Annotated in this window: 12 protein-coding genes; 1 reads left to right on the forward strand and 11 read right to left on the reverse strand. The window is 57.4% G+C overall.

The genetic code is table 11. The annotated features are described in order from the left end of the window. Positions 1–20: 20 nt before the first annotated feature. The 8 genes from ACZ0A4_RS17335 to ACZ0A4_RS17370 form a co-directional block, all read right to left on the reverse strand. The gene (locus ACZ0A4_RS17335) at positions 21–2480 is read right to left on the reverse strand and encodes a hypothetical protein (RefSeq protein WP_463575712.1); all 2460 of its coding nucleotides are present in this window, start codon (positions 2478–2480) and stop codon (positions 21–23) included. After that, positions 2477–6583, reverse strand: a complete 4107-nt coding sequence (locus ACZ0A4_RS17340; protein WP_463575713.1) for a Tc toxin subunit A-related protein — start codon at positions 6581–6583, stop codon at positions 2477–2479. Before ACZ0A4_RS17340 ends, ACZ0A4_RS17335 begins: the two co-directional genes overlap by 4 nt. After that, positions 6580–10317, reverse strand: coding sequence for a Tc toxin subunit A (locus ACZ0A4_RS17345; protein ID WP_463575714.1), 3738 nt, complete (start codon positions 10315–10317; stop codon positions 6580–6582). The genes ACZ0A4_RS17340 and ACZ0A4_RS17345 overlap by 4 nt, the downstream gene beginning before the upstream one ends. A gap of 169 nt (positions 10318–10486) precedes the next feature. Further along, the gene (locus tag ACZ0A4_RS17350; RefSeq protein WP_463575715.1) at positions 10487–13192 is read right to left on the reverse strand and encodes a hypothetical protein; all 2706 of its coding nucleotides are present in this window, start codon (positions 13190–13192) and stop codon (positions 10487–10489) included. Positions 13193–13242: 50 nt separating this feature from the next. Continuing rightward, complete coding sequence (locus tag ACZ0A4_RS17355; RefSeq protein WP_463575716.1) at positions 13243–13713, reverse strand: hypothetical protein; 471 nt, start codon at positions 13711–13713, stop codon at positions 13243–13245. A 359-nt stretch (positions 13714–14072) separates the two neighbouring features. Further along, positions 14073–14429, reverse strand: coding sequence for a PilZ domain-containing protein (locus ACZ0A4_RS17360; protein ID WP_463555524.1), 357 nt, complete (start codon positions 14427–14429; stop codon positions 14073–14075). A gap of 231 nt (positions 14430–14660) precedes the next feature. Continuing rightward, complete coding sequence (locus ACZ0A4_RS17365) at positions 14661–15047, reverse strand: tetratricopeptide repeat protein (protein ID WP_007951249.1); 387 nt, start codon at positions 15045–15047, stop codon at positions 14661–14663. An 84-nt stretch (positions 15048–15131) separates the two neighbouring features. Then, positions 15132–15467 carry a hypothetical protein gene (locus ACZ0A4_RS17370; protein WP_463575717.1) on the reverse strand — a complete coding sequence of 112 codons (336 nt, stop codon included), beginning with the start codon at positions 15465–15467 and terminating at the stop codon, positions 15132–15134. 234 nt (positions 15468–15701) lie between these two features. Here ACZ0A4_RS17370 and pyk point away from each other — a divergent pair, with 234 nt between their 5' ends. Beyond that, positions 15702–17153, forward strand: coding sequence for a pyruvate kinase (gene pyk, locus ACZ0A4_RS17375; RefSeq protein ID WP_034153448.1), 1452 nt, complete (start codon positions 15702–15704; stop codon positions 17151–17153). Positions 17154–17330: 177 nt separating this feature from the next. Here pyk and ACZ0A4_RS17380 read toward each other — a convergent pair whose 3' ends face one another. The 3 genes from ACZ0A4_RS17380 to ACZ0A4_RS17390 are packed head-to-tail and all read right to left on the reverse strand — an operon-like array spanning position 17331 to position 20144. Continuing rightward, complete coding sequence (locus tag ACZ0A4_RS17380; protein WP_463575718.1) at positions 17331–18080, reverse strand: enoyl-CoA hydratase-related protein; 750 nt, start codon at positions 18078–18080, stop codon at positions 17331–17333. Positions 18081–18109: 29 nt separating this feature from the next. Beyond that, on the reverse strand, positions 18110–19045 hold the full coding sequence (locus ACZ0A4_RS17385; protein WP_463575720.1) for an iron-sulfur-binding ferredoxin reductase: 936 nt from the start codon (positions 19043–19045) through the stop codon (positions 18110–18112). Next, complete coding sequence (locus tag ACZ0A4_RS17390; RefSeq protein ID WP_463575722.1) at positions 19038–20144, reverse strand: GGDEF domain-containing protein; 1107 nt, start codon at positions 20142–20144, stop codon at positions 19038–19040. The genes ACZ0A4_RS17385 and ACZ0A4_RS17390 overlap by 8 nt, the downstream gene beginning before the upstream one ends. Between the last annotated feature and the right edge of the window lie 168 nt (positions 20145–20312).

The raw sequence follows: 20312 nt of genomic DNA on the forward strand, positions 1-20312 counted from the left end.
GCCAGCCTCCATCGAGAATTTCAGACCGAACGCCCCGCCCCCTGACTATCTGAACAATCCAGTGTCCAGGTCATGCCACTTTCATCAATATTATTGATGCTGCTCTCTGGAGGATTACGCACGATCCCCAGCTCTTCCGCCGTGCTGCCGGACCAGTACATCTCGATGTCAGTACCCACCAATGGGCTCAACGCATTCGTTCTGAAAATATATCGGTGCACAGCGCCGATGCAGGGATACAGCGACTGACCTTTGTCAGTGCTCATTTGATCCAGAACAAGCGTGAACTCATCGTAGATATCCGGCGATGACAAACGCCCGAGCAACTCCCGATCCTCCAGTGAATCGGTCAACAACCGAAGTCCGAACATACTGCTGCGGCTCGTTGCGAACTCGGAACTCAGGGTCCAGATCAACGGTTCACCTGCCCGCAATATCCTGGGTTCGCCAAGTTCACTTATCGCCAACCCGATGTCTGATTCGTCAACGCCCCATGCCAACGTAATTTCCTGGCCGATAAGAGGACTGTCGGCAAGCGCCGTGACCTCCAGAGAATGGATTTGACCTCGTCGGCAGAAAAGACCCAGAACATTGTCGATGTAGCTGCGATTAAAAGTGATGTTGACCTTGTCTTTCCAAGAACTTCTGGCAATCGCTGTCACGCTGAATTCGCACTCATGTGGCTCGGCAGTTTCATGCGCTCGGACCGCTGCGGTGATCCCATGAGTCCCGGGTTCTCTGGTGTAAAACTTCAGGCTCCCCCAACCACCGCTTCCCGTCTGGCTCTGCACGACGCCGTCGGCGGTTTGCCACTCGACCAGCGCACCGATGACCGGTTCGCCGTCGTCCTGATCAGTAACATGCACCACCTGCAACCGCAGGTACGCACTTTCGTGCTCCTCCACCACCGGACTATTTGCGGCCTGGCGTACCTCTTTGATTTTGATCCTGTTGCGCGCCAGCGACATGCGCTTCCTGGGCGACGGCAACAACAGCTTCGAGCAGACCAGTGACAACTCGAATATCCCGTCGCGGCGGTCTTCGCAGTTCAGCGTCCAGGATGCAGTGCCCCCTCCATCGATCGGCATAGGCACCGATGTTTCCAGTGGCGGACTGACCACGACACCCAATTGCCCAGGCTTGTCACCGTGCCAATGCAGATAGAAGTCGCTGCCTCGCAGACGACTGTTGGCCGCCAGCATTACATCAATGAAATGGGTAGAGCCCCGGTTCGGATAACTGTTATCAATCCAGTCCCTGATTTCGTTGTTTTCAATGACAGTCAACTGTGCCCACGGATCCTCACCCAGTACCAGCACATCAAACGTCTGAGTCCACACACCCTGCTCGTAATAAAGGCTGACCACCGAGGCTTCGACAACGAAGTCCCCTGCTGCCTTCGCCTCATAATCGAAGTAGGCCCAACCTTGTTCATCAGTACCGGCAGCCGCCAACACCCCTTGCTCGGCGGTCGACCAGTTCACCGTGAGCCCGGCAAATGGCTGGCTGGTGTAATACGACGCCACTTGCACAGCCAGGCGAACACTTTGCTCAATCAACGGGTAGTAAGCAGCCTCGACCACCTCACGAAAAATCAGTCGATGATGCCCCAGCGATACGAGGATCTCGTAGGCCTGCGAGGTGTAACGGTTGCGCAAGCTCAGGGTGAATTCGTAGTCCTGATCACCGATCAACGGGCAATCGAGCATCCATCGCGCATCCAGCGCTTGCTGGGTGTCCCACGCAGGCGTCGCGACAATCGCGCCCTGCGGGTTATTGTCGATGCTCAATGCAACCGGGGTGCCGTCCCAAGGGTTATCCGGCACAGGTACAAAACCGAGCATGTGGGGCGTGATCAATGAGTCGCTGCCAAAAGCTCCGCCCTTGCTGGCGCCCTGACACAGGTACATTTTGCGCAAGGGCGGGAACGACATGCCGTCCAGCTCAACTTCCTGCAACTCAAGTGGCGCGAGTTTCAACTCGATTTTGACGCGTGTAACCCAGAGTTCGCCAAATGGACTTGAAGACTCTGTCGAGCTGTATATTTCGATGCGCAGTGGCTTTGAGCTTGAGATGTCCGATGTCAGTTCCACTTCATGCAGGGTCGGACTGAATCGCCTCTCTGGCCCAGATCCGAAATCCTCGCGCTGTTGTGCCTGATCAGGTTTACCGGCGGGTGTGAGTTCGACGCGGTAATGCTCGATTTCTCCCTGAGAAATCCTCACCCAGCCTGATTGGTTGAAACTGCTTTCCCAGAGAAAACTCAGCCAATAAGCACCCTTGCCATCGGTATCTCCGGGAAGTGTGACGTCCTGAGTGACGCCCGCGCCCTTCGGCGCTTTGATGTGCTTGACAGGCGTGTTGTCGTAATACGCCGTGCCTATAGCGACCACCCCCGTCCTTGCCCAACATTCGAACCGTTCTTCGAAATCCCCGTTGCACACCAGGTTTTCATTCACCTGAACGATAGGATCATTCATGACTGCGCACTCCCTTGCCCCTGCCGGCCAGGCCCTCTTTTCGCTGCATTGACCAACTCCTTCACCGAATCGGTGAACGACTGATCTCCGCTTTTGCACGTATAGCGAATGCGCAAGATGCAATCGTTCATCGAGCCCAGCATGGCCTTCTGCGACGGTTCGTTATGCCATGGCCATTTCAGCTCCCAAGCGGATACCACACCGGTATTTTCAAATGGATAGAGCAAACCTTCATCTGGCTTCGCCGCCGCCATGCCGCTGTCGGCAATCCCCACCGAAAGGGCGATCTGCTGGCCCGGACGTACGTTGAACAGCACATCGAAAGGGGCCACTTCCCCAGGGGCAGGATTGTGCAAGTACTGCACTGACTGCACCGAAGCCCGGCTGGCGGTCATGCTGCCGACCTGCAGCAAGATCGCGCGCACGTCCTCGAAAGGTCCCGTCAGCACTGGCAAGTCGACTTCCAGCGAACTGATCAGCCGGCAGTAATGTCCCGGATAATCCCGATCGAACAGCAATTGCGTCAATCTGAACTCCAGCGAGCCGGTCGTCTGCAATTGCGCCAATGCATCTTCCCAACTACCGATACCGACCTGAGGGTCTATTGCATCGTTGAACAGCTGACGCAAGGAGATAGTTTTCACCAGTTCCAGCCGCCGCTCGGTGCGTTGCAGGTACTCATGCTCCATGCGCAGCAGGTGCACGCGCAGATGCTCGCCAGCGGTCAAACCGTGGCGTTGATCCTGCCAGACCTGCGGCAAGGGAATATGGGAATCGTAATCGCCGGTTTCGGCATTCATCGCCGCTTGCGCGCTGAGGCACAGACTGACTACTGCGTCATAAGCCTGATAGTGCAAGGCCTTGAGCTGGCCCAGCATCCAGCCGAACAATTCGGCATTGGTCGCGCGCTTTTTCAGATAGTTGTACATCGTCAACGCCTGAGCGTTAGCTCGCAGCGTTTGCGCGAGGTTGGTTCTGGCCGCATCAATCGCATGGTTCTGCGCAACGAGCTGCGCATCGATGGCAGCGATTTCTGCCAGCGCCTGATCGCGTTGCAGCCCCCATTCATTGCGGCGACGGCGATAGCCTTCGGTGGTGGCTTGCTTGTCGGCATCGATTTGCAGCATCGACGAAGCGATCTCCAGGCCAAAGCAGATGGCATCCGTGACTTTGTCGACACGAAACCCGCCGTTCGCCATACCGAAAATATTAGGCGCCGCCGCCACCGCCGCGCCTACCGGTTTGAGGATTTTGGCAGTCAGCGCCAGCTCTTTGGACTGGTCCAGGTTTGCCATGACCTGATATTCGACGGCCGACACGTTTTCGTCATAGCGGGCTGCGTAAGCATCTGCCCGTTCCCGCGCCACTGTCCGGCTCTGCTCAAGCGCCGTCATGCTCGCTTCCAACTGAGCGATGGATTGCTCCTGCACGGTTCTGGCGTAGCTGCCCAACTCCACCAGATGGTTTTGCTGCAGCTCTTCCTGCTCGGCACGGTCACGCCGCTCAAGCAGATTGAGTACCTGGCTGCCGTAATCCTGCAAGGCCTGCACCGCACGCAGGGCCACCTCGAAGATCGCGCGCCAGCGAAACGCAATCACCACCAGCCGTCCGCCCATCGGTCTGGCGCCACCGACCCCACCTGCTGCCAGATCGCGCAGCAATTGGTTCGGGTCAGTCGGTGGGTTGAACAACGGCAGGAGCATGGGCTTGCCATCAATGGTCAGGTTGTTGCGCAGGTTGTTCATGCGGTACTGCGGCTCGTTGAACCGAGTGAGCAAGTCATCATTGATGGGCGCCCTGAACGGCGGACACCCCAACATGCCCAGCATGGGAGCCGTATCGGAGCCGGCCGGAACATCTGCCAGGCTGTAATTCAATGTCTGCTCGAAAGTTTCCAGTGCCGTACGCGTGCAACTTTGCGCCAGAAGGTTGCCCAGCGTCGCGGTCTGCCACAAGTTTACCGTTTGAGTCAGAGGCGGTTTGCCCATCAATGACCCCGCTTGCACATAGCACAGCTTTGCCGCCACCAGGCTTTCGCGGGTCAGTTGGCGGTAATGCCAGTCGCCCCACGCCATGAGGTTCTTCACATACTCGATGAACACCAGCAACCTCAAATGCACAGGTGCCGAATATCCAATCGCGTCCGGGTCGGCGGGCGCCACGGCTTCACAGCCGGCATTACCCAGATCGTTGATCAACGGTCGGCAGCGCCAGTAACTCGGTTTCTCGGGGATCGAGCTGCTGTCGGCAGTAGCCCGAGGATCGAAGACAAATTGCAACCATGTCTGTGCTTCGGCAAACCGCTCTTCATCACGCAAGCGTGTCGCGATCAAATGCGGCAAATGGAAAAACAGCTCCCAGAAAAACAACCCGTTGGCACCGTCAAAAGCGCCATTGCGCTCCTCGAAATCAACACCGGTAGGCGGTGGCTCGGACAGATGCTGGGAGTCCCAATTAATCAGCGTGGCTGGAGAGACAGTGGAGCGTGTGACCAGCTCGGGGCCGAACAGCGAATTGAGCCGAACGTATCGCAGTGCCCAGCCAGTGCCAAGTTGAAAGTCGAGGAATTGGGCGGCATCCGTGGTGTTTTTCAGCAGCGTTGGCGCGAGAAAATCCGGGAGATCAACAATCGTCAGGTCAAACTGTTTACCGCCAAAGCCTTCAGTATCATTCCTTAGAGTGAACTTGACGTTGTTCCAGGTCCCCTTTGGTCGAGTGAAAGTACTCAGAAAACTCATTGTCCAACCGCCGGCTGTAGACACCGCAAGCTTCACGGGCGCTGGGTCATCAGCGGCGGAGTTCTCCAACTGCAAGGTGAAGCTTGTATTCTTCTCTGACAAACCTGTGGGCCTGCAAAAGCCCTCAACCGTGAGCACGTCGTTGTCACCCACTCGCATGGCGAAGACGTTCAGCCCCAGAAAAGCCGCCATGGAGCCTGACGGTGACTCACTTGGGACCACCGTAACCTCAAGACCCAAGGGGTGCTGAACCGTCAATGCAGAAACAAATCGATCTTTCCTGGCCAGCTCCAGCCAGGTACCACTGTCTTCGATGACAGGGCGCATCAGCACATCGATGATCGCCGTCTCTTTCAAGGCACCTGTGCCGGTTTTACCATTGTCCAGCAATACCCCGAGCTTTCCTTTGGGATTCTGAGAATCGACCCACACGGTTGCAATCAGCCTGGCATCTGCAGAAATATCCTCATCAAACTCGCTATGGCGTAAATTCAAAGGCGCCGACCACTGGCCGTTCTGCCTCATGAAGGCCACATTGATATCCAGTTGATGCGGTACGAACCGGGATCTGTCATCTTCCAAGGAACTCGGAGGATCGGCTTTGATAATCTCGCCGACCTTGTCCCGCCACTCCGCCCAGACCAGACACAGCCGGCCGTTCCAGACCACCGGACGCATGTCCAGCACCCGCGCGGCAGGTTGAATATCCACCGCTTTCCATTCACTCCACGCCGCCGGGTTGACGCCAACGCAAGTCGGCGTGATCTCGATTTGCGCCTTGCGCCAGTAGTACTGGAACGGCGGCACCCGCTGACGCCCGACAAAGTAATAATCGGCGCGCTCCGGGGTCGTGCCGTCCATGTAGCCACTGACGACATCCAGATCGCAGATCTGCTCGAAAGCTTGCAAGTAATCCTGCAGCGCGGCCTGAACCGAATCGGTGCTCAGACGGGCCTGGTTGAGATTGTTTTCAAGGGTCTTGAACAGATCCGTCTTGCGCTGACGCACGAACGGATTGATGTAGTTTTCCGGGTAGAGCGCGATCTTCTGCACCGCGGCCCAGTCCGAGTAGTTGTTGTACAGCGCCCAGTTTTGCAGCTGCTCAAGGGGAAACTCGTGGTTTTCGAAACCGGGCTCCATTTTGTTGTACACCGCACTGATGTATTGCTGCGCACAACTGATCGCTTCGGCCACCCCCGACGTCTGCACCCGAGCACTGTCCAGCGGGTCGATGCGCAGCAATTCGAACACGTTCTCCGGGGTCTGCAAAGGCGGGTAACGCTCCGCCCTCACTTGCCCGATGCAATACTCCAGCAACGCGGTACGACGTTTTTCCTGCAACAGACCAATGTTGTTCGAGGTCATGATCCTTGCTCCGTGGAAGAGGTTCCCGCGTCACTGTCGGAAGGCGGTGCCGCTGGTTCAGATGAGTGGCTGACGTTCGTATCCGCAAAAGTGATGGGTTCGAAGTGAGTACCTTTCCCGCTTGCCAGACTGCGTAAACCCAGCACGAATTCGCCGCTGACAGCGCTGGAAACATGGACCCGGGTGACACCTTGCTGATTGGTGAAACCTTGTGCCGGGCGGATCGTCGGTGTGGCATCTGGATTTGTTTCTACTTCCCAAGCCCAGTCCACCAGCATGTTGGCGCCAAGGTTTGCATGCTGGTCCATCATCGTCGCGTAGAGTTCGATTTCCTGACCGAGAGGTACTGCCCCCGCTGGCACCGGAGACATAAGCACGGTCGGGAAATTCATGCTGTCGGCGTCGGCGATGACGTTGATGCTCACTGCCCACTCAGGCTCAAGCAGGCTCATGGAAAAATAAAGGCTGTCCGTGCCCAGGACGTTGCCCGGAAAATACTCAGCCGTGAGGACTCCGTCGGGATCGGTGATCCCCGACCTGATGGTCCCTAGCTCGGAGTGCCAGTCAACAGCGACACCTTTCAAGGCTGCGCCTCGGGCGTCGGTGAGCGTCATCGTGATAAGCGCCTTCTCATCCTTTTTACGAGCGAAGACTTCCGTAGGGACTACTGTGCAAGTCATCCTGACCAATTGGTTCAGTTCACCCGGTATTTGCACGACCGGCACACGCGTCTGGGTTTGACTGAGCAAGGCCAGTTCAGCCGCCTGGGCATAGGCCTCACTGGCATCGGTGGTCTCCGGCAAGGTACCGATCCGCAAAATGGTCCGGGCATCCATACCAGTCTGCATCGACAACTGGTAAACGCGCATCAGCAGATCCAGTTGATCCAGGGTTTTCAACACTTGGGTTTCAGGATCGATATGGCGAACGCATTCGCTGACTTCCTGCGCGCTCCAGGCAAAGAATTCGGCCAGCTTGATGGCCGCTGCCTGTTGCACCACGCGCAATGCATCGGCGCTAAGCGTGGACGGTAGCGAATGGACCTGACGCAGATAGTCGAGCAGTTTCTGCTCCGGCTGTTCACTCAAGCTGAACGCGCGGGACAGCGTGGTCATTGCGTAAAGTATGCGCACCGAGAACACATATTTTTGAGAGGGATCAATGATGGTGAGTTGGTCGACCCACGCCTCATACCCATAATCCAGATAATCCCGGACCAGGGCCGCACTCAAACCCAGTGTCGAAACAACTTCAGCGCGCTGGCGCACAACAGCCAGCAATTCGAGTAACGAATCTGAAGGTTCGTCGCGCCTGCGCTCCGTCGCTGGCAATTCGAGGTCGGTGCGGTCATACACCTGGCGCAACAGTTGATACACCGAGGCATCGACCCAGTTCAGCACCAGAACGGCCAATTCGCCCTCTATGCCGGCGTAGACTGCCAGCGACTCCCTGACCAGCGACACCTGAGCGTCTCTGGCCTGCAGAAGAACGGTGAGCATGATCTCGGCCAAGACGCTGACCTGGCTTTCCTCAATGTCCAGGCCGTTCCTGACGGCCCATTCGAGCTTCTCGCGGGCAAAGGCCGAATAATCTTCCGGCGTCATGGCAGTGGCCAGTATCAGGCCATTGGCATCGACAACCGGCGCCAGCCCCTCACTGTCAATCGACAATAAATCCAGCCAGTCGCTTTCGCCAGCCGGCGGAATGCCGGCTACGAGAAAAGAATTATTGGATAACCGCGCGCTGGGCAGGAGGGTGCCGATCTTGTCGAAAAACTGCTGGTCCTGCTGGGAGAACTCGTTGAGACGCAGTGGTGCACTCACGTGCTGCAACATCCACAGCACCGATATGTTGCTTTGCTCACACCATTGCACACAGGCCTGCATGGCTTCGATCAGGCTCAGCACGCCCGGACCGCCAGCCGTGGCGCCAATGCGGCTGTCATCATCCGACACGTCGACAATACGCGGCTTGCCCGCCAGCCCTTTGAGCCAGGTTTCTCCCCCCAGCACACTGAGCATCAACACGCCTTCGACCGGCGTGATATTCAACAACCGAGGCAATTTTACCAAACGGTAAAAACTGGAAATGACCGCCGAACTGCGCACTAGACTGTCGGAAAGATCATGGGCCTGGGCTATCGCCAACGCCAGATAGTGGTAAGTCTGAAGATCAATGCCCAAACCACTGCATAGCTGGCTCACCGTCAGATTGTCTTGATCCGATGTCGGGATCAGCGCAAACGGTGTGCCGTCGAGTCTCAACGGCTCGCGATAATTGTCCTGATTGTTGAAGACCTGATCGAACTGCGACAGTGCATCACCGCGACCGTACAGTGACAGTTCATCGAGAAACACGGCGAAATCAGCCGCCGTACAGTTGTAGCGTTCACGCAGTCGCTGAAACAGACCCAATGCATGGATCACGTTGACCGAAATCGCCCACACCTCGGGCTTTTCGGCACCCCGTGCTTGCGCCCTGATCGCCGCCACCAACAAGGCGTCAGTCTGCTCAGGGGGCAGATTCAGCCATTTGTCCAGGCGTAACTTGCGGTTGAGTCGATCGAATGTATTCAAGCCTCTTGGGGTATTGGGATTAACGATAATCCGATGAAAATTATTCCCTGACTGCGTGGTGATACCGATAGCGGGGTGAGCATTATCATTGATGTAAACCGAGCCGGATCGGCCGCCTTCCGGAACGTCGGGCTCACTGGAGTATTTGACATTGGCCGAACGCCGCGGCGCGTAGTCCCCAACCGACAAAAGACTTGTCACCTCCTCGGCCACAAGATTTGTACGTTCAGCCAGATAAAATATCTGATTGAGATTCAAAAACTCAAAGTCTTCGGTGCCAAAGTTCTCCAGATAAAACTGATACATCTCCTCGGAATTTTTATATTCCTCAGTCAACAACTGCTGCTGGTACGGGCCAAGGCGAGAAGCATGCGCCAGGGCAGCAGCGGCGAGCCTGGTCAGAGACCCGGAGTGCAAGAAGTTGGGGAATTTCCTGTCAACGATGTTGGCAAAATCCCCTACGGATCGATCGTTGAAACCGGCCACACCATCAACCGTGACCCAATGCTGGTAATACGGCAGACCGTTGGGATAGCGCGCTTTGATCAGTGCCTGTTCAATGGGAACCGTCGTGTTCGCGGCGATGAACGCCTGCAGCACGCGTACGATCACGTCGACTGATGACTCCGGCGCGTTCACCGTTTTACTGTCGACCGTCAACGTCATCAAATCCGTGCGACGCTCATGCAACGGCAGCTTGGTGTCGTCACCAACGGATTCGATCAAGTCGCGAATCAAGCGATACAAGAAGACGAGATACGCCGAAGGCCCGAACATGGATTCCAGAGAATCGGAGGGGCATTTGGCTCTCAATTGCAGATCGAATATTCGCTCCAGTTGCGGCCCGACAACGATCGACATCAAACCACTGGACGGTCCTGTCGACCCGGCTTTGTCTTGCTGCACGTGATGTTCAATAAACCGACGCCGCACGTAGGTCGCCAGGCTATTGGCCCGGCGCAAAAAGCGTCGGGCTTCTTCCTCCTCAAGTCCGTACTCGCCGACCAGCACCGCAAGACCCTTTTCGACCAGAGGGAAAAATGATCCCCCCTGCTCAACGTAGCTCCAGAGCTTCGAAAGCCGGTTTTGCGCAGTGGACGTTTGCTCACCAAACAGCTGAATGAACAACTGCGCAGCGGGACGGAGTGAATCAGCCATGGTCACATTCCTTGAGTCGATAACTGGCCCGGGCCGTCTGACGGTGGTGTCAGGCTACCCAGCGTTCCATAAGGATTTAGCGCTTGAACGCAGCAGTTGCCAACTGTCATAAATGACAGGTTTAACGACCGTTCATCGTAATTTACAACCGCGTTTTGTCCGCCGACGCTTATTCGATTTCAAATCGCTTACTGACGACCCAGTCAGAACCTATCGGATCGCTGCCGCTTGGTTGCAACTTGAAACAACACCAGTTGCCACCCAAGGGCAGCACGTGGTCGGACACACTTTGCCAGTCAGAGTCGACCGGTATAGACGCTACCCATGTCTTGTCCGGGTTGAACGGGTCGACCAGAACACCGACACCTTGACGGCCCTTGCCGGCAAACAGCACCGAGTTGCTGACCCAGCGTCCCGGCGCTGGTCTCTCAATGGTGGGTAGATACGTTGTCAGCAGAACCGTGCGTTTCGCGCTATCGGATGTAAACCCTTTGCAAGCCGCCACAACTTCCAGTTCATGAATGCCCTCGCCTTGCCCAGGCTCCAGCGTTACCGACCACGTTCGGTTGTCCCGCACCTCGGCGCTGGCCTGATCGCTACCCAGCGTCACGGTCACGGTGTCGCCGGGCGTCGCGAAACCCGCCACCACGACCCTTCGGCCGACATGATCATTTGAGGTCGGGGTTTCGATAAACGGAGCCTCCGGCACGACCTTGTAACGCAGACGCTCATTGGGCTGAGAACGCTGCGGAATGCCATTGTGGACGAAGGTTTGCAAGGCCCAGATGGTCGTGTTGCCCACCGGCAAACTCACTTCGGCTTCCCAGTAGCCTGACGCGTTCACCTCAATATCCGTTAGCAATGGCTCATTAGCGTCTTGCAGCCAGACCTCCACCCACGCGCGAGGTCTGCCAGTGCCAGCAATCTTCGAGGTGCGCGACGCTTTCCCGCCAGGGATCGGCGACGTGAATCGAGGCGGCGGTACCACCACCTTGAGTAGGTGCTCAGCGCTGTTGGTCGACTCTTGCCCATTGAGTGTCTGTTGCGCGTGGAGGAAATAATGCCTCAGCTCCAGGCCGTGCAGTTCGATCGACCATTTGCCCTCCTCAATCAATTCGAGCGGAGCCCCCAGCTTTCCTCCCATCTGGCTGTCATGCAATTGCATCACCGCGCCCTGCATGCCGTTATCACCTTCAATGGTGACGTCGTACCCCACTTCCGAGCCGGATCCCGGCGCGACAATGAGTGGTTGCAACATGACTCTGTGGACCGTGAAGGTTTTCGATGCCGGTTTTGAAGGGAGATCGAGGATTGTCTGCGTGACCTCCACGGTATGTTCGATATTTGCCTCGAACGGGGTTGGTCGCTGAAACATCCAGGTGGCACCCGTCACGGTCGCCACATGCGTCTCGATATCGTCGCTGAACCTGATGCTCACCGTGGCGCCCGACAAGCAAGTGCCGCGAAAAACCGGCTCCAGCCCCTCTTCGGTAGGATCATTCACGCCCGGCGCCATCGGTGGAATCGTGACGTACAGGATGAAAGGACGTTGCGAGGGATGGTTTCCCAGATGCTGTGTGATGCGCACTTCCCGCTTGCTGGTTGGCCCCCACTCCACCAATGCCGGAGTCGACCATTGGCCGTTCACGACCAATACGCTCCGTGCAGCCTCGGTTGTATCGGGAAACCTGAGCGAGACGGTGGCGCCTGTGTAGCCTTTGCCGCTGAAGACGGGTAGATACTCCCCGGTGTAGCTCGCCTCGGTGATATCCGGCATGTCGTTGCGGACTTCGAATTCAACAGGCTCTGATTCGATCCAGCCACTGGCGTTGTCGGCGATTTTTTGAATCACCTTCATCTTGTAGCTGCCCAGAGGCCAGACAACGGGGGCCGTTTCCCACCGGCCTTGCCCATCAACGCGGACGTTGGGAGGCAAAGGCAACGAGCTGTCGCTGGCAGAGAACTGGATTTCGGTCGGGAGGTTTTGATCAAAATGGCCGGAGCCGGAGAACTTCAAGCTTGTATCCGGGAGAAAGGTGACCTCAGGTGTTTCCAGTTTGGGAGGGCGGATCCGGAAAGAACGTGGCGCACTGCGCTTGGACGGTACGCCGCCAAAGGTTTGCATCGCGACAAGCGAGACAGGGCCTGGCTCGACAATGACTGGAGCAAACCAGTTGGCACTGGATACTGCATCTTCCCCCACTTGAATAGTCGATAGATCCTTGAAAATCTGCATGACAGAGCCGGGTCTGCCCTGCGTGCCACCGATCGAGAAAGAGCAATTCTGTAAAGGCTCAACCGGGCTGGTGATGACGGGCGTCCATTTCCTCGCAACATTGACCGTTGCGGATTGTGGCGAAGGGAACTCGCCGATGACTTGCGTGGCAAAGTAAGACGCGCTGTTACCCGATAGCGTCAAGCGCTTTTCCCACGTCCCATCGGGTTGAATGTCAGCATTACCCAAGACCCCGCCGGTCGATGCGTTATGCACCCTCACCGTCCCCACGCCAAACTCGCCACCGCTCCCTCGTATGGAGAATTGTTCGTCGACTTCCTCTCCGGAAACGGGAGAGGTGATCGTCACCGGTGTGACGCGTAGATTCACTGTCACCTTCACGCCACCGACCGGCTGGAGCTCTATCCTGTATTGACCGGGTTCGAACACACCCTTTATCACAGTGTTCCAGCGCCCATTTTTTGGGGTAGTCGTTTCGGCAGCGACCTCGTCATTTAGCTTGAACATACGCAAAACGATAGGGAAGTTAACATCTGAATTACCGGCAACGACAATATCGCCATTTCTCACATAGGCATTATTCACCGGAGTTGTAATCGATGTAATCAGCACGCCCTCTGACTCGCCTTCAGTATTCATCTGCAGCCTCCCTGTTCTTTAAGGCTTAACATTAAAAAGCCAAACATCATTCAAACACCGAGTTCTACCCAAATCTCATTGGAGCCCTCTGGATCCTTCTCCCCACCTTTATCGAAGATGTATTTGATGTAAACTCGAGCACGTCCATTGGCAGCAACCCAGCCACCATGGTTATAGCTATGCCACACACCGTCCTGCCACATAGCATCCGGGGAGTCGACGCCCCACCATTGCCTTGAGTCGAAACTAAAGTGCAAGTTGGCTTTGTTGCCACCTTGATGACCAGACTGGGTAATTCGATATTGTGAGGAATAGCAATAAAAGAGCCCTCCACCATTTCCCCACCAATAACTAAAAGTCAGCTCACCTACAAAGTTACCCACACTGACGCTTAACGTTTTGGTAACCGTTCTAGTGCAATCGATCGAATTAAACTGTTCCTCTGAAATCGACTGGCTAGCGCTGACGTCCTCAAGACCATCTGGTTTTGAAGTTGTCAGATTCTTTTTCTCGTCACTCATAAAAACCTCCGCACTTTGCTGAGCTGATTCGTTCCTGTTGCAAAAACATTGAACGCTCAGCCTGTGCAAGGGCACACCTGTAAGATCTGACAGTCCCGACGAACGGTGTTTTTCCCAGCGAATAATCCGACTTGTTTCGGTCGGACAAGCCGCGATCGGATGTCGATCATCCGACTGACAGGAAACTGTTTCTGAGAGCGAAGGCTGAATAACGAGCGGGCGCGATCGATACCACCTGACCGTTAATAAGCGCGTGCCAGTGAAGACGCTTTCGCAGACAAACCCGCCCTCACAGGATGCAGGTGCACCGGATCCTGTGCAGGAGCGAGCCTTGTCACGAAGCCTTTAGGGGTTTTAAATCAAGCCGAGGCCGGCAACGGCTGAAAACTGAAATAACGCTGCAACGCCTGCACCAACTGACCGAACTCCGGCGGGGCGCGTTGCAGGACAAAGCCGGCGTCGTAGTGCAGCGGCGTGGCGTCTTCATGGCACCACACGCAGCACGCGGTGAAGTCGATCACCTGTTGGCAGCTATCGCTGGCGGGTATTTTCAGACGCAACTGGAAATCCACGCCGACCATCATCGGCAATTGGCTGATGAGCATCAGCCCGTCTTCGGAGAGGTTGCCGAGAAAACCGATGGGCTTGTCGGTGACGCTGTTGAACACTCTGAGGAAATACGGCAGCTGATGCCGTTCAATCCGTTCGGTAAACATGCACAGTTCGCCATGCAAGGCTCCGTTACAGAGCCGCACCTTTGCTTCGGAACGTGCCTGTGTCGCAGGCTCGCTCTCCCCGCTTCCGGTGTGACGGTCGCTACGTCGCCGTCACCTGACCACTTGCCAGTCGCAGGTGTTGCTCCGGGTTTACAGATTCGTCTCTAAACCCGGGTTATTCGACTATAGCTCAGCTTGTACACACGGCCAGATTTTGTATGACAACTGTCATCAGAACCGAGTCGGGCGCACCACGGCAGCCGCGCTGCGTGTCGGGTAGTGACCCAGGCTCTGCAAGGTTTCCAGACGCGCGCGGGCGCGGTAGGCGTATTCGCTGTTGGGGTACGAGGCAATGATGAACTGGTAGGTTTGCGCCGCGTCGACAAACATTTTCTGCCGCTCAAGGCACTGGCCGCGCATCATCGACACTTCCGGCCACACATAGGGGCGGGCGCGGCTGGCGCGTTCGACCTTGGACAGCTCGAGCATGACCTGCTCGCAGTTGCCGCGATCGTAGGCGCTGTAGGCGTTGTTCAAATGATGGTTCATCGACCAACGGGTACAGCCCGTGACGGCGAGGACGCTGAGGGCAAGGGCGGCAATGGGTACGAATCGCATGAGGGTTCTCCTGTCTTGTGCTCTTTATCGACCCGCGACTGGAAATCTTCAATGCCGCCTTGCGCGCTGCAGTGAATCGAGTCGTCAGGATTCAACGGCATCGTTGTGCGGTGCGGATAGCTCGGACGCGAGATGGATTGTGACGACGGGTGAACGTGGCGAGACTTCGCCGTCGGGTGCAACCTCGACAACGTAGAATCCGAACTGCCGCAGGTCTATCAAACTCGACCAGTTGTCACCAGGGCCAACAGCTTGACTGAAAAGCGGATTCAAAGAATCCTTGGTGCTGTAGGCGCGCACGGTACTGCCAGGAGTAGCGGTCCCCTTCACGACAAACCATGCACCCGGTCTATCCCCATTTTGCGGTGAAGTAATCACAGGTGGCTCGAGTGCTTCAGATGCGTCTTTTTTTGCGGTCATGTCGTCAGCCTCTTCGCCTCGCCAACCATAGGCGAGATGCGATTTTTTATACCGACAGGAAAACCGGGTGACACCTGTAAGAAATACCAGTTCCGATGAACGGTGTATTGCCTGGAACGTCGAATTGAAAAACGCTGCGTTCAATAAAGAAAACGATAAGTAGTGCAAACGAACAATGACTACACCCTTCGAGCATAGTAGCCTTCGCTAGCGCTTGAACTCAGGAGTCTTTGCATGTCCGTCCGTCGTACCAAAATCGTCGCTACCCTTGGCCCGGCCAGTAACTCGCCGGAAGTTCTCGAACAGCTGATTCTGGCTGGTCTGGACGTTGCCCGTCTGAACTTCTCCCACGGCACCCCCGACGAGCACAAGGCTCGCGCGAAGCTGGTGCGTGACCTCGCTGCCAAGCACGGTCGCTTCGTCGCCCTGCTCGGTGACCTGCAAGGCCCGAAAATCCGTATCGCCAAATTCGCCAACAAGAAGATCGAGCTGAAGATCGGTGACCAGTTCACCTTCTCCACCAGCCATCCCTTGACCGAAGGCAACCAGCAAGTGGTCGGCATCGACTACCCGGATCTGGTCAAGGACTGCGGCGTGGGCGACGAGCTGCTGCTCGACGACGGCCGCGTGGTGATGCGCGTTGATACCCAAACTGACGATGCATTGCATTGCACCGTGACCATCGGCGGCCCGCTGTCCGACCACAAAGGCATCAACCGTCGCGGTGGCGGCCTGACCGCCCCGGCCCTGACTGAAAAAGACAAGGCCGACATCAAGCTCGCCGCCGAAATGGAAGTCGACTACCTCGCGGTGTCCTTCCCGCGTGACGCTGCCGACATGGAATACGCCCGTCAACTGCGCGACGAAGCCGGCGGTACCGCCTGGCTGGTGGCGAAGATCGAACGTGCCGAAGCCGTGGCCGACGACGAAACCCTCGATGGCCTGATCAAGGCGTCCGACGCGGTAATGGTTGCCCGTGGTGACCTCGGCGTGGAAATCGGCGACGCCGAGCTGGTGGGCATTCAGAAGAAAATCATTCTGCACGCACGCCGCCACAACAAGGCTGTGATCGTTGCGACCCAGATGATGGAGTCGATGATCCAGAACCCGATGCCGACCCGCGCCGAAGTGTCCGACGTGGCCAACGCCGTGCTCGACTACACCGACGCCGTGATGCTGTCCGCTGAATCCGCAGCGGGTCTGTACCCACTGGAAGCCGTTCAAGCGATGGCACGTATCTGCGTCGGCGCTGAAAAGCACCCAACGGGCAAGACTTCCAGCCACCGCATCGGCAAGGAATTCACCCGCTGCGACGAAAGCATCGCACTGGCGACCATGTACACCGCCAACCACTTCCCGGGCGTCAAAGCGATCATCGCCCTGACCGAAAGTGGCTACACCCCGCTGATCATGTCGCGTATCCGTTCTTCGGTGCCGATCTATGCGTTCTCGCCGCACCGTGAAACTCAGGCGCGTGCAGCCATGTTCCGTGGCGTGTACACCGTACCGTTCGACCCGGCTTCGCTGGAACCGCACGAAGTCAGCCAGAAGGCGATCGACGAACTGGTCAAGCGCGGCGTTGTGGAAAAAGGCGACTGGGTCATCCTGACCAAGGGCGACAGTTACCACACCACCGGCGGCACCAACGGCATGAAGATCCTGCATGTCGGTGATCCGCAGGTCTGAGTGACGCGCTGAAAACAAGAGCCCCGGCATGTGAATGCCGGGGCTTTTTGTTTTCTGATCAAAAGCGGTGCTGACTGTTCCGGCCCCTTCGCGAGCAAGCTCGCTCCCACAAGGGAACGCATTTCAAAAGTGGGAGCGAGCTTGCTCGCGAAGGAGCCGGCACAGTTAGCGGAAATCTCAATGTCGCTTGATGAACCCGGTCAACGCCGCCAACGCTTCCGGCGAGCGCAGTCTTTGCGTGAATAACACGCCCTCCTCCTCGATCACCTTACGGATCAACTCGCGATCCGGCGCCCTCATCAGTTGCTTGCTGATACGCACCGCCTCAGCCGGAAGTTCGTCGAAACGCAATGCCACTTCCCGCGCCTTGCTCAACACCGCATCGCCGCTGCCCAGCGCCTCGGTGGCAATGCCCCAAGCCGCCGCTTGCTCACCGGTAAAACCTTCGCCCAATAACAAAAGCTCCGCCGCTTTGGCCTGCCCGAGCAAACGCGGCAGGATCAGGCTGGAACCAAACTCCGGGCACAAACCAAGATTGACGAACGGCATGCGCAACCGCGCATCGCGGGCCACGTAGACCAGATCACAGTGCAGCAACATCGTCGTGCCAATGCCCACCGCCGCGCCAGCCACAGCCGCTATCACCGGTTTACGGCATTCGAGCAGGTTAAGCATGAAGTGGAACACCGGACTGTCGAGGTCGCTCGGCGGTTGCTGGACAAAGTCGGCGATGTCGTTGCCGGCGGTGAAGCATTCGGTGCTGCCGGTGATCAGCACGGTGTTGATTTCAGGATCGCTGTCGGCCTGTTTCAGTGCCTCCGCGAGGCGGCTGTACATGGCGCGGGTCAGGGCGTTTTTCTTGTCCGGGCGGTTGAGGCGCAGGGTCAGTAAACCGCGTTCGCGTTCCAGCAGGATGGCATCGGTCATGGCGTGTCTCGCGTCTGAAAGATCAGCGCTCAACCACGGCTCAAAAATACGTCGGCCAGCAGTTGGTTGCGCGGCAAGCCGGCCAGGTACAGACGCCTTGCGAAGGCGTCGACACTGGCCGTCGAGCCGCAGACTAAGGCCAGGGTTTGCCGGGAAACAAGGCGCAGTTGCGCCAAAGCGGCGGCTGACTCGGCCGCCGTCCACAACTCGACGCTGAGGTTTTCGCGCTGCGCGGCCAGTGCGACAAGGGGTTTGGCCAGATAGTGCTCGTGATCGTCATGGGCGATGTGAATAACGCGGATCGCGCCTTGGTGATCCTGGCGCAAGGCTTCGCGCAGCACGCCGAACAACGGGCCTAAACCCGTACCGGCGGCCAGCAGCCACAGCGGGCGACTGTGCCAGTCCGGGTCGTAGTGCAAGGCGCCGCCGCGCAGTTCACCGAGGCGGATCGGGTCACTGATCTGCAAGCGCCGCGCGGCGTCGCTGAACTCGCCGGGCTGGCGGCAATCGAGGTGGAATTCAAGAAAACGGTCTTCTTCCGGCAGGCTTGCCAGCGAATACGGCCGGGCGATGTGGTCAATCCATAGCACCAGATGTTGCCCGGCGCTGTAGCGCAAGGGCCGCTGCGGGGTCAGGCGCAAACGCAGGACGCTGTCGCTGAGCCAGTCCAGTGCCTCGACCACTGCCGGGCGACCGTCGGTGATCGGGTCGAAGGTGTGCACCTGCAAGTCTTCGACAACCTGACACTGACAGGCCAGACGCCAGCCTTGCTGACGCTGTTCGGCGCTCAGGGCGTCCGGGCGATTGTCCGCAGGCACGCCTTGTACGCATTGCACCAGACAGGCGTGGCAACTGCCGGCGCGGCAACTGTAAGGCACGGCGACGCCATTCTGATTGAGGGCATCGAGCAGGTTGCTGCCCGTGGTTACTGACCATTGTCGCTTACCGACGCGAAGTTCAGGCATCAACGTTCTCCCAAGCGGCCGCACACCGATTGCGCCCGTCACGCTTGGCCCGATACAAGGCTTGATCGGCGCGCTGCAAGGCGTCGTCCAGATCATCGCCCAATGCCAGTAGGGTCATGCCGGCCGAGAGACTGAGATTGCGCACATTCAGGCCTACCAATTCGACGTCGGTGAAGGCGATGCGCAGACGCTCACAGCAGGCGGTCAACCGTTCGGAATCACAATCGGGCAGCAGCACAACGAATTCCTCACCACCATAACGCGCCAGTACATCGCCGTCGCGCAGACACGCCTGAGCGACGCCGGCGAAGGCCTGCAATACCTGATCGCCGGCGGCGTGGCCGTGCAGGTCATTGATGCGCTTGAAGTGGTCGAGGTCGATCAGTGCCAGACCGTGCACGACATCGTCGTCCATTGCATTGAGTTCACGCGTGGCCAGACGCAGAAAATGTCGACGATTGAACAGTCCGGTCAATTCATCGGTGGCGACCAGATCTTCGAGCTGACGCATCATCCCGCGCAGGGTGTCCTGATGCGCCTGCAAGGCAAATCGTCTTTGCCGCTGGCGTTGTCGCGACACCTGGACGAAGCGTGCATAAAGCACCAGCCACGCCAGCACCATCGCCAGAATGCATACCTGCAAGGCTGCGAGTGCAGGTTCGCGCAAGCGGAAGTGATAACCGTCCCACAGCGTGATCGCGCAGAAGCTGAAGAACACCAGCAGTGCGCAGCGAACAAACGCCCGCCGACTGAGATGGAACAGGCCAAACAACAGGATCAGTACGTAGAACACCAGAAAGGCGCCGCGTGCTTCATCCAGATGGGCGATCAGCCATGTCTGCCAGCCGAGGCCGATCAGCACCTGTGCTTCGGTCAGGCTGGGGTCGGCAAAGCGCAGGTTGCGCCCGCTCCAGAACAGCGCGAACAACACCGACTGACTGATCACCACCAGCGCACTGCCGATGGCCACGGAGCCAAGTGACTGGTCGTAATGACCGGTGAAAAACGCCAGCCACAGCAGCAGCAAAGCCAATCCATAGGTGGCCGCAGCAAGGGCAAAGCGTTTGAGCAAAAGACGTTGAATGGCGTTATGGGTCAATCGTTGACTCACCGTGCGATAAGAGGCTGACCGAGTGTCCTACTCTACAGACCGGCTGCCACTTTAGAGGCGTAGTCGATAAATGACCACCGATTTTCGGGCTCGAAATTTGACGTCAAAAGTGTGGCCTGCGTATACCGCCAAAAGCCCCTCACCCTAGCCCTCTCC

The sequence above is a fragment of the Pseudomonas sp. AC172 genome (assembly GCF_979258595.1).